Genomic DNA, 10,970 nt, shown 5'->3' with positions numbered 1-10,970 from the left:
GTGCTCCGTCGACCCCGCGCCTGCGGGAATGCTCCGTGGGACGCCGACTTCGGCGTGGCCTCCATGGCCGTCGACCCCGCGCCTGCGGGGATGCTCCGCAGGACGAGATGCCCGGCTACGAGTGGACGATGCCGACCCTGCGCGCGGGGTGCTCAAGCTTTCACCAGCTAGCTTCAGACCCGCGTCGGTCGACATTTCGCCAGCGGAGATGTCACGTACGTCTCGTGGCTGGCGGGCGCCTCAAGGTAGCGCTCGAGCCTGCGGTACCACGTGGGGTGCGACGATGTTGGGTCGGTCGGATATAGATCGGCGCCTTACTGCGGCTCAGGGTGTGTTGTCAGTGCTGCCCCCTAGTGTCTGAGTCTCGGTATTCGCGGGGCATCAATAGGGCGGGACAAGGTGGATATTGCTGAGTTAGGGAAACGCTACGAGCCTTTGGTGGTAGCCGCATTGGCGGCTCTGTGGGGCAAGTCCAGGGAGCGGGCGGGTGGCAGGACGAGTCTGTTGATGGCGCACCTCCTGGACACTGCGGCGGTGGCGGAGTTGCTGTGGGAGCGTTTTATCGCGCCGTCGACGCGGGCGGCGCTGGACGAGGTTGCGGGTGGTGCGGGCCGTGGACGGCACCTGTTCGTTTGGGTGTGCGGCGTTCACGATTGCGGGAAGGCGACTCCGAAGCATCAGGGGCTGTGGCCTGAGGGTGCGGAAGCTGTCCGCCGGGCGGGGCTGACGTGGCATGAGAAAGCGGCTGATGCGGGAGCGAAGCAGCGCAGGCGTTGGCGCCATGACTGGGCCGGCGGGCTGGTGCTGCGGGAGCTGCTGGTCACTGCTGGGTGGAATGTGCGACAGGTGGACTGGGTGTGGCCGCTGGTGGCCGGGCACCATGGTGCGTTTCCTTCGCTGCGCGATGTGCAGGAGCCGAAGGCGGCGAAGGGGCAGTTGCGGGGGAGAGGCGGGTGGAGGCAGGTTCAGGAGGCCGTGGTCGAGGAGTTCACTCGCGAGGTCGGACTCGGTGGGCTGCGTGCGGTGGAGCCGGTTAAGGTTCCCTCGCGAGCCGTGCAGTTGCAGCTCAGCGGGCTGGTGGTGATGGCTGACTGGATTGCCAGTGATGAGCGGCATTTCGTCGGGGTGGACGATCTGGCGGCGGTGAGTATGGAGGCTGCGCGCGGCCGTGCAGTTGCTGCGTGGGATGAGTTGGGGCTGCAGGGTGGCTGGACGGCGGCGTCTTTGGGAGTGCCGGGGCCTGAGACGTTCCAGGATCGGTTCGGGTGCGCGCCGCGTCCTTCGCAGGTGATGGTGCTGGAAGCGGCTCGGCGGATGGCCGCCCCGGGGCTCCTGGTGATCGAGGCGCCGATGGGTGAGGGCAAGACGGAAGCTGCTTTGGCAGCGGCAGAGGTCCTCGCGTCCCGGTTCGGCGCAGATGGGGTCTTTGTCGGGATGCCGACCCAGGGCACCAGCGACCCCATGTTCGCTCGCGTTCGTCGCTGGGTCGAAAGGATCGAGGGCCCGCTGGCGTCTCGCGTGATGCTGCTGCACGGTAAGCGGGCTTTCAACCGGGAGTGGAAGGCTCTCCGTGAAGGGGTGGAGACGAAGGCAGGCCGCGCGTTCCGTGGAGTGGACGAGTACGGAATGAGCGCCGACCCCTACGGCGTCGAGGCAGAGTCGTCGTGCTGCTGGTCCGAGTCGCAGGCGCTTTCGGAGTGGTTTCTGGGGCCGAAGCTGGGGCTACTTGCACCGTTCGTGGTCGGTACCGTTGATCAGCTTCTGTATGCGGCGACGCGTACCCGTCATGTGATGCTGCGTATGGCGGGTCTGGTCGGCAAGGTCGTCATTTTGGACGAGGTGCACGCGTGCGATGTGTATATGAGCCAGTTCTTGCAGGAGGCGTTGCGCTGGCTGGGGCAAGCTCGGGTGCCGGTCATTTTGCTGTCCGCGACGTTGGCCCCCGCGCAGCGGCATGCCCTGTGTGAGGCGTATCTGGCCGGTGCGGTCTCGCGGGAGGAAGTGAAGACGCAGGTCCCGCCGCCGTCGGGGTACCCGGCGGTGACCGCTGCGTGGACGTCCGCTGCTGCGGGGCAGGCTTCCTTTCATGCGCAGGCGACGAGTAGCTGGCGGGACGAATTCGGTGTCATTGTGCGCTCGATGCCCGAAATTCTGCCTGGTGCGGGTTCCTCTGCTGTGGAGCGGGAGGCGGCTCAGGGTACGGCGGACGCCGCGGTGGGGGATCTTCTGGAGCGGGAACTCGGTGCTGGCGGAACCGCGCTCGTCATCCGCAACACTGTGGCGCGGGCGCAAAGCCTGTACGAAGAATTGCGCGGACGCTTCGGCCCGGAAGAAGTGCGGCTGTTGCATGCCCGGCTCACGGTGGCCCGACGTGCTGGGCTGACGGAGGAGAGCCTGCGGCTGCTGGGTCCGGACACACCACGACGGCAGGACGGTGGGCGGCTCGTTGTGGTGGCGACGCAGTTGGCCGAGCAGTCCTTCGACGTCGACGCCGACCTCTTGGTTGCTGATCTCGCCCCGGTTGACTTGCTGCTGCAGCGGATCGGGCGGGTGCATCGCCACCAGGAGACCTGGCGGCCCGAGGGACTCCGTGCGCCGCAGGTGTTCGTCACCGGATATCAGCCGCGTCCGGGCCGTGAGCCGGCTGTGACATTCGCAAGCGAGATGATCTACGGGCGTCATCTACTGCTGCGGACGGCTGCGGTGTTGCCTGCAGAAGGTGGGACATGGAACGTTCCGCGGGATGTACCCCGGCTGGTGTCGCAGGTGTACGGGATGGATGCCGCGCTGCTTCCCGAGTCGTGGCGATCAGCGGGTGAGGCGGCCGCAAAGGAGCAGGAGAACCGCCACCGGATCCGCGCCGAGAGTGCGCAGGACTTTTTGCTGACGCTGCGCGGTGAGCGAGAGCTGCCGACGTTGGCGGGCCTGCACTTCGGCGGAGCCAGCGCGGGCAGCGACGAGGACTCGTTGCGCGCGACTGTGCGTGACGGTGACGAGTCCGTCGAGGTCGTGCTGGTAACCCGTGATGATGACGAGGGTGTCTACCGGACGTTGTCAGGCCGGAGCCTGGGCGTCAACGGTGATGTGGCTGCGCAGGTGTTGGACGATGTGTTGGGGTCCGTGGTGCGCCTGCCAGCGCAACTCAGCACAGCTGCACTGCAGTTGGCGCCGTTGCCCGGCTGGTATGGGCATGTGTGGCTGCGCAGGGCCCGCGCATTGGTACTGGACGCGTCCGGCGGAGCAGTCCTGGGTGACTCCGCCCTCTCCTACGACGACGAGCTGGGGTTGAGGGTCCGCCGGGGTAACCGCGGTGCCACCGGGCCGGGAGGTTGAGTATCCGGGCCGTCTGGTGAAGTGAGAATCCCCGCGTGGGGCGGGGTCAAGGAAGGTCCCTTTCCCCTGCGCAAACAGAGAAGGGGATCATCCCTGCGGCCTCGCCTCGAAGTGGGCTCGCAGGGTCAACTGCCACCACCGTAAACCCGATTCAAGTGTTTTGGGGGTGGCGTCCTGGCTTCTGCTGCTAGCTTAAACATAGAAGATTCAGTTCAAAGGGGGACTGATGGTTCATGGCTTTCTTCTGACCGATGAACCCTGGCTGCGCTTACCGTCGATCTCCGGCGGTTCGGCACGTGAGCAGTCTCTACGTACGGCGCTCATGGATGCCCACGTCTTCGGGGATCTGCTGGTGGAGAGCCCCACGCAGAGACCGGCAGTGCTGCGACAGGTGCTGCTGCCCGTGATCGTTGACGCGCTGGGCCGGCCGGCCGACGAGCACGAGTGGATGGACTGGTTCACCGCCGGCCGCTGGACGACAGAGCAACGCGTGAAGCTCGCGGCATACCTGGATACGTATCAAGGCGCGTTTGACCTCTTCGATCCTGTTCAGCCCTTCGCGCAGGTCGGCGAGTTGCAGACGGCCACGGGGGAGACGAAGAACGCCGGCCTGATCGTCGCGACCGCCTCGACGGGCAACAACGTGCCCCTCTTCGCCTCTCGGACCGAAGGGAGCGTTTTCTCTCTCAGCCCCGCGCAGGCGGCCCACTGGCTGCTGCACACCCAGTGCTGGGACACCGCGGCCATCAAAACGGGCGCTGTCGGGGATCCGCGGGTGAGTAAGGGCAAGACGATGGGCAACCCCATTGGGCCGCTTGGCCAGATGGGGGTGACCCTGCTGCTCGGCACGACCCTGTTCGAGACTCTGTTGCTGAACCTGCCCGTCGGCTCGGCCCCCGTGGCGGCCGATCTCCCGCAGTGGCGACGGCGAGAGCCTGCCACCACACACCCAGCAGGTACTCCGCAATGGCAGGAGCGGGCCCCCGAAGGACTGCTGGATCTGTGGACCTGGCAGTCGCGTCGTATCCGGCTGGTCCCTGAGAGGACCGACGAGGGCCTGCGGGTGACGCGAGTGGTGGTCGCCGGCGGGGACCGGATGCCGCACACGCCCACGATCGAGCCACACACGATGTGGCGAGTGGAGCCGACCGGCGGGCGGGGCACTCGAAAGAAGAAGGATCACACCATGCAGCAGCGGCGCCCGCTGCGTCTTCAACCCGGCAAGGCGGCTTGGCGCGGACTCGACGCGCTCCTGGCGCCTGAGCGGCCCTCCCGCGATGCCGGGCAGAAGACCAGCGGCTTCGCCACGAGCAAGGTCCTGGACCAAGCCGGTGCGGTGACCGGTGAACTCGCAGCCGGCTATCCGCTGCGCGTGGAACTCTTCGGTGTCGTGTACGGCAATCAGTCGGCCGTCATCGACGATGTCCTCTTCGATGCGCTGCCGCTACCGCTTGCCGCGCTCGACGCGGACAGCGACATCCGCGCCGCCCTCCTGGAAGTCGCCGACCAGGCCGAGCAGTTGGCCACCGCCCTCAACCTGCTCTCGGCCGACCTGCGCCGTGCCCTGGGATCCGACCCGATCCCCTGGGACAAGGGGCAACGCCCTGGCGAACTCGTCCTGCACGCCCTGGATCCCCTGGTGCGCCGCCTCCTGGCCGGCCTGCGCGAGGTGGAAGACCTTGAACGGATCGAAGCCGGGCAACTGGCCTGGGAACAGCTCGCCTGGCACCGAAGTGAGGAGATCGCCGAGCATCTCCTGCAGGCAGTGCCCGTGGGCGCGTTCGCGGGCAGGCGTCTCTCGCAGGGCGAGGGGAAAGCCGAGCGAACCTATCGCGCCTCGACGGCGGAGGCCGCCTTCCGAAGGCGGCGGCGCGAGATCCTCCACCGGGCCTCCGCCGAGCGTGCCGCAACACCGCGCGTCTGAAATTGACCAAACGCTTCCCCCCCACACGTGCCCATCGCTGACTGCGGGGCGGCATGTGCTGCCCGCCCCGCCCTCCACACGGCCTGTGTGACACCCGGTACTCCCTGACCATGACTGGACCGGCCATGACCGAAGAAGACCGCACCAAGCAGAGAATCTGGCAGCGTGACCTCGCCGCGGACGGCAACTGGCGCCGTCCGGGCGGCCTAGCTGCCACACGTCGCCCCTCCGGGGAGGAACTCGCTGTCCTGCGCCGTGGCCTGGGCCGCCCTGTCGGCACGGTCCTGGAGATGTTTCGCTTCTACACGTGTCCCGTTGACGACTTCGCCGCTCGCAGGGGCGAAGTATCGGCCGAACAAGAGGCGGAACACATCGCCCTCGCGCTGTATGGCCTCCACCAGCAGAGCCAGGAGCGGTCGATGCACCGCGACAAGATCGGCCTGGGCCGGGCCATGCGCGAACTGCGACACCATGAGCGCACCAGCGACGAGGCGGTCGACGCCCGCTTCCAGCAGGCATTCTCCGCCACCTCCGCGGCAGCGCTGCAAATGCGCCTGCGGGGACTGGTCACCCAGCTCAAAGACATCAAGCAGCCTCTCGACTACAACTGGCTCGCCGCCGACCTCCATGCCTGGCGACGGCCCGATGCCCGCTCCCGCGTGCGCCGCCGCTGGGGGCTGGACTATTACGGCTGGACCCAGCCCTCTGCGGATCCGTCACCCGGGCCCTGACGCCGTCCCGCCATCCCAACCTGCTCTCCAGCGCCCTTCTCTACGGCACGTCGTCCCTACGGACGCGTCTCTTCGACCATCCCTTTGACCTGACCGGGAGTAGCCCATGCCCCAGCGCCTCTATATCGACGTTCACGTGATTCAGACCGTGCCGCCGGCCAACCTCAACCGAGACGACCAGGGAAACCCCAAGGAAGCGATCTACGGCGGAGTACGCCGCTCCAGGGTCTCCTCCCAGGCGTGGAAGCGGGCCACTCGGCGTCACTTCGACGACCAGGTCCCCACTCCCGACCGTGCCACCCGCACGAAGCGCATCACCCATGAACTGGCCACCCGCATTGCCCGGACCAGCGGCCTGGACCGCGACGGTGCCGATCGGATCGCCACCGCCCTGCTGGCCCAACTCGGCCTGAGTCAGGGCAAGAAGGCGGGCGACACCGCCTACCTCCTCTTCTACGGCAACGCCCAGCTCGACGCCGCAGCCGCCCTGGTAGCCGACAAGGCCACCGAACTCGCTGCCCTGGACGACAAAGCGCTGGGCGAAGCGGTCAAGGAGCTGCCCGTCGCGGACACCTTCCACAGCGGACACCCCGTCGCCGTCGCGCTGTTCGGCCGCATGGTCGCCGACATCCCCAAACTCAACGTCGATGCCGCCGTGCAGGTGGCGCATGCCCTGTCCACCCACGAGACGCAGTTGGAGTTCGACTACTTCACCGCCGTCGACGACCAGAACGAGAAGGACGAGACCGGCGCTGGCATGATCGGCACCATCGGCTTCAACTCCGCCACTCTCTACCGCTACGCGACCGTCGGCCTGGCCCAGCTCATTGACAACCTCGGCGGAGACAGCGAAGCCGCTCTCGACGCCCTCGACCGTTTCGTCGACAGCTTCGCCCTCTCCGCACCCACCGGATACCAGAACGCGTTCGCCCACCGCACCCGGCCCAGTCTCGTGGCCGTCGTCGTCCGCACCGACCAACCGGTCAACCTCGTCTCCGCCTACGAACAGCCCATCGCGTCCGAAGCCGGCATCCAGGCCAACTCCGCCCGCCGTCTCGCCGAGGAACACCTCACCGCCACCCAGATCTGGGGCGACCAGCCCCTCTACGCCGCTACCAGCCACACCTTCACCTCCCGCGAACCTGCCACCAAGGACACCGCCGAAGCTCTCACCCACGCCTTCGGAAGCCCCGTCGCCTTCGCCGAGCTTCGCTCCACCCTGCGCACCCGCCTCACCGCTTCCCTGGGAGCGGGCGCGTGAGCGACCACAGCAGCACCTCCGCCCTGCTGCTGCGGCTCGCTGGCCCGCTCCAGTCCTGGGGCGACCGCAGCGTCTTCAACCGGCGCGAGACCCGGCCCGAGCCCACCAAGTCGGGCGTTGTCGGCCTGCTCGCCGCAGCAGCCGGCCGCCCACGCCAGGCAGCCCTGGACGACCTGGCCGGACTCAGTCTGGGCATACGCATCGACCAGCCCGGAACCGTGCTGCGCGATTTTCACACCGTCAGCGACCACCGCGGCAGACCGCTGCTGTCCGCCGCAGTCACGGCCAAGGGCCTGCAAAAGCCCACCACACCCGCGAAACACACGCACGTCACCCAGCGCTTCTACCTTCAGGACGCCGTATTCCTGGCCGCCGTAGAAGGCCCCTACGACCTCATCACCACCCTCGAACACGCCCTACGCCACCCCGCGTTCCCCCTCGCCCTTGGCCGCCGCTCCTGCGTGCCCACGCAGCCCCTCGTGCTCGGCCGGCGCACCGGCCCCCTGCAAGACGTGCTGCAACAAGAGCCCTGGCAGGCCAGCCGGACGGTACGCGCCCGTTGGGGACGGATCAACGACAACGCCGCCCACGTCGACCTGCCCGCCACGCTCGACGACCCGACCGGCGACGAGGACCGCGACGACCTGCCCCTGTCCTTCGCCCCCACCAGCCGCTCCTACACCACTCGCCGTGTCCGGCACACCTACCTCACCGTGCCCACCGGCCTCGCCCCCGATCCCACACGGCCCCCGGCCACCGGCGGCCACGACCCCTTCGCCCTCCTGGGCTGGTGACCGACATGCCCTACCTCTCCCGCATCCGCATCAACCCCCTGCGCGCGGAAAGCCGCAAACTCCTCGCCAGCCCCCGCGCCCTGCGCGGCGCCGTCCAAGGCGGCCTGCCCGGTCTCCCCGCGGACGAGCGCACTCTGTGGCGCCTGGACAGCGACAACCCCTACCGTCCGCAGCTGTTCGTCCTCACCACCGGCAAGCCGGACTGGACCCACCTCGTCGAGAACGCCGGATGGCCCGACGCCGACGGAGAGCACTACGCCATACGCGACTACACCCCGCTCCTCCAGCAGGTCGCACAGGGCCGCAGCTTCGCCTTCCGGCTCACAGCCAATCCCGTCCAGAACACCAGGCACCCCGTCAAAGCCACACCACGCCAGCAACAACGCCTCGACGCCGGCGAAAGACGCGGCCTTCGACTTGGCCACCGCACCGCCGCAGCTCAGCTCACCTGGTTCCTCACCCGCACAGCACGCTGGGGATTCGACATCGCGCCCGCCCTCCACCTGGACAGCACCCGAACCGCCGACGGCGAAGTTCCGCGAGAGGTCCGCATCACCACACGCCATCGCCGGACCTTCACCAAGGGCACCATCACACCCAAGGAAGCCCACGTCGTCATCAACGCCGTGACCTTCGAAGGGCACCTGCGCATCACCGACCCCGCCCTGTTCACCGAACGCCTCCTGACCGGCATCGGTCCCTCCAAGGCGTACGGGTGCGGACTTCTCACCCTCGCCCCGATCCCGAACAGGACCTGAACGCCAGTGCCCGACATCTGGTGGAAGGCCGACCCCCAAGACCTGCACCGTCTCACCGACCGAGTCTCCAGCGTCTACGTCGAACGCAGCCACCTGGACCGCGACGAGAACGCCGTCGTCATCATCAACAGACAACAAACCGTCAAAGTCCCCGCCGCCATGGTGGCCGTCATGCTCCTGGGCCCCGGCACACGTGTCACCCACGGAGCCATCCGCCTGCTCGCCGACTCCGGAACCACCGTGTGCTGGGTCGGCGAACAAGGCGTTCGGATGTACGCGTCAGGGCTCGGCCCCAGCAGAGGAGCCGGACTCCTGCACCGGCAAGCATGGCTCGTCACCCGTCCCAAGGAACGCCTTGCCGTCGCCCGCGCCATGTACAGCATGCGCTTTCCCGGCGAAGACGTAAGTGCCCTCACCATGCAGCAGCTCAGAGGTCGCGAGGGCACCCGCGTCCGCAAGATCTACCGTGCCCAAGCCAAGCGCACTGGTGTTACCTGGAACGGCCGAGAATACAAGGCCGGCGACGCCCACGCTGCTGGAGACGACCTCAACCGTCTCCTGTCCGCCGCCAACGCAGCCCTCTACGGCATCTGCCACGCCGTCATCACCGGACTTGGCCTCAGCCCCGGACTGGGATTCGTCCACACCGGCAAAGCCACCTCCTTCGTCCTTGACATCGCAGACTTGTACAAGGCCCAGTACACGATCCCTCTCGCCTTCGATCTTGCCGCCCGGGGGCTCACGGAGGAACGCGACGCACGACTGGGACTGCGCGACCTCATCGCTCGAGACAAGCTTGTCGCCAGGATCGTCACCGACATCAAGACCCTTCTCAACGCCGACGAAGCCCACACCGAGGACACACAAGCCAATCTCCTGTGGGACGAACACCTTGGCGCCGTTCCGGGCGGCACTAACTACTCCGGCCACGCGGATCTCTCGACCCACGGGATAACCGAAAACCACATCGCGGTCATAGGACCCACCCTCGTCACTCCGGACAGCGAAGCGACTTCATGACCGTCATCATCCTCATCGCCGCCCCGGAAGGTCTTCGCGGACACCTAACGCGCTGGATGGTCGAAGCTAGCGCTGGCGTGTTCATCGGTAATCCCAACCGGCGCATCCGAGACCGTCTTTGGGAACTCCTAGCTACCCGCATCGGTGACGGCCAAGTCATCCTCGTCGAACCCGCTGCCAACGAACAAGGCTGGGCAGTCCGCACCGCAGGCCGTGACCGTTGGCAGCCCGTGGACTTTGACGGACTCATCCTCTCCGCCCGCCCCAGAACACAACTAAACGAAAACAGCCCACATGCCCAATGAAGCTGCAGCTCAGGAAGTGTCGACCCCGCGCCTGCGGGGATCCTCCGCAGCTGTCCGCGATCCGCATGGACGGCCGGAAGTCGACCCCGCGCCTGCGGGGATCCTCCGCCGGGGCTGACGGCGCGTGCGCTGCGCAAGACGTCGACCCCGCGCCTGCGGGGATCCTCCCCGGCCAGCCGTCGCCATCTGGATCTGCCGGCAGTCGACCCCGCGCCTGCGGGGATCCTCCGGGGTACTCGTGCTCAACGACCGAACTCGGTGGGTCGACCCCGCGCCTGCGGGGATCCTCCGTTTGCTGCGATAGCCGGCCAGCTCGAGCTGGAGTCGACCCCGCGCCTGCGGGGATCCTCCGAGGTTGACGATCGCCAGGCCGCCGGCCTGCTCGTCGACCCCGCGCCTGCGGGGATCCTCCGGCCGTACATCACCCCGAGGTCGAAGCGGCAGCGTCGACCCCGCGCCTGCGGGGATCCTCCTGGGTGAATGACTAGGTCAGGGTGCATCCGTTAGTCGACCCCGCGCCTGCGGGGATCCTCCTCCCGGACACGAGTCGGGCAAGCCGGACACGCGGTCGACCCCGCGCCTGCGGGGATCCTCCGGTGACCGTGCACGGCGGCCCGTCGATCGAGGGCGTCGACCCCGCGCCTGCGGGGATCCTCCGCAGGACGCCGCCGGCGTCGTTGAAGCCGACCTGTCGACCCCGCGCCTGCGGGGATCCTCCGATCGCCGAGGAGCGCGCGGCGGCCGAGCAGGAGTCGACCCCGCGCCTGCGGGGATTCTCCCTGATATCACGCATTTCGACAGGGAAACGTTTCGTCGACCCCGCGCCTGCGGGGATCCTCCGTCG

Annotated in this window: 8 protein-coding genes and 2 CRISPR repeat arrays (2 of these 10 running past the window's edge); all 8 genes read left to right on the top strand. The window is 67.8% G+C overall.

All coding sequences use genetic code 11. From position 1 onward, the window contains the following. Nucleotides 1-98: direct repeats of the CRISPR family, unit length 29 nt; unit sequence GTCGACCCCGCGCCTGCGGGGATGCTCCG (it extends 1,036 nt beyond the left edge of the window). Between the two features lie 301 nt (nt 99-399). The 8 genes from cas3 to cas2e all read left to right on the top strand — a co-directional run bounded on the left by cas3 (nt 400) and on the right by cas2e (nt 10,126). Continuing rightward, entirely contained in the window at nt 400-3,333 is a 2,934-nt protein-coding gene (cas3, locus tag ABT127_RS06475; protein ID WP_351445185.1) for a CRISPR-associated helicase Cas3', read from the top strand. Nucleotides 3,334-3,559: 226 nt separating this feature from the next. Beyond that, nucleotides 3,560-5,257: a type I-E CRISPR-associated protein Cse1/CasA gene (casA, locus tag ABT127_RS06470; protein ID WP_351445183.1), complete on the top strand. Its 1,698-nt coding sequence runs from the start codon at nt 3,560-3,562 to the stop codon at nt 5,255-5,257. 125 nt (nt 5,258-5,382) lie between these two features. After that, the gene (gene casB, locus ABT127_RS06465) at nt 5,383-5,988 is read left to right on the top strand and encodes a type I-E CRISPR-associated protein Cse2/CasB (RefSeq protein WP_351445181.1); all 606 of its coding nucleotides are present in this window, start codon (nt 5,383-5,385) and stop codon (nt 5,986-5,988) included. Between the two features lie 106 nt (nt 5,989-6,094). Further along, nucleotides 6,095-7,249 (top strand): type I-E CRISPR-associated protein Cas7/Cse4/CasC, encoded by a 1,155-nt coding sequence (gene cas7e, locus ABT127_RS06460; protein ID WP_351445179.1) that lies wholly within the window; start codon nt 6,095-6,097, stop codon nt 7,247-7,249. Then, the gene (cas5e, locus tag ABT127_RS06455) at nt 7,246-8,043 is read left to right on the top strand and encodes a type I-E CRISPR-associated protein Cas5/CasD (RefSeq protein WP_351445177.1); all 798 of its coding nucleotides are present in this window, start codon (nt 7,246-7,248) and stop codon (nt 8,041-8,043) included. Before cas7e ends, cas5e begins: the two co-directional genes overlap by 4 nt. Before the next feature lie 5 nt (nt 8,044-8,048). Then, complete coding sequence (cas6e, locus tag ABT127_RS06450) at nt 8,049-8,801, top strand: type I-E CRISPR-associated protein Cas6/Cse3/CasE (protein WP_351445433.1); 753 nt, start codon at nt 8,049-8,051, stop codon at nt 8,799-8,801. A gap of 6 nt (nt 8,802-8,807) precedes the next feature. Beyond that, nucleotides 8,808-9,821 (top strand): type I-E CRISPR-associated endonuclease Cas1e, encoded by a 1,014-nt coding sequence (gene cas1e / locus ABT127_RS06445; protein WP_351445175.1) that lies wholly within the window; start codon nt 8,808-8,810, stop codon nt 9,819-9,821. Then, the gene (gene cas2e / locus ABT127_RS06440; RefSeq protein ID WP_351445173.1) at nt 9,818-10,126 is read left to right on the top strand and encodes a type I-E CRISPR-associated endoribonuclease Cas2e; all 309 of its coding nucleotides are present in this window, start codon (nt 9,818-9,820) and stop codon (nt 10,124-10,126) included. Before cas1e ends, cas2e begins: the two co-directional genes overlap by 4 nt. 18 nt (nt 10,127-10,144) lie before the next feature. Beyond that, a CRISPR array of direct repeats spans nt 10,145-10,970; the repeat unit is 29 nt; unit sequence GTCGACCCCGCGCCTGCGGGGATCCTCCG; it runs 1,828 nt beyond the window's last position.

Origin of the sequence: Streptomyces sp. NPDC001904 (assembly GCF_040297005.1) — a bacterium.
Taxonomy (GTDB): Bacteria; Actinomycetota; Actinomycetes; order Streptomycetales; family Streptomycetaceae; genus Streptomyces.
The sequence above is the reverse complement of the archived record's forward strand: the minus strand, read 5'-3'. Positions and strand labels throughout refer to the sequence as shown.

Bases quoted from the DNA above. Each gene is read 5' to 3' on its own strand.
- cas7e (WP_351445179.1), top strand. From the start codon at position 6,095: ATGCCCCAGCGCCTCTATATCGACGTTCACGTGATTCAGACCGTGCCG.
- casA (WP_351445183.1), top strand. From the start codon at position 3,560: ATGGTTCATGGCTTTCTTCTGACCGATGAACCCTGGCTGCGCTTACCG.
- casB (WP_351445181.1), top strand. From the start codon at position 5,383: ATGACCGAAGAAGACCGCACCAAGCAGAGAATCTGGCAGCGTGACCTC.
- cas6e (WP_351445433.1), top strand. From the start codon at position 8,049: ATGCCCTACCTCTCCCGCATCCGCATCAACCCCCTGCGCGCGGAAAGC.
- cas2e (WP_351445173.1), top strand. From the start codon at position 9,818: ATGACCGTCATCATCCTCATCGCCGCCCCGGAAGGTCTTCGCGGACAC.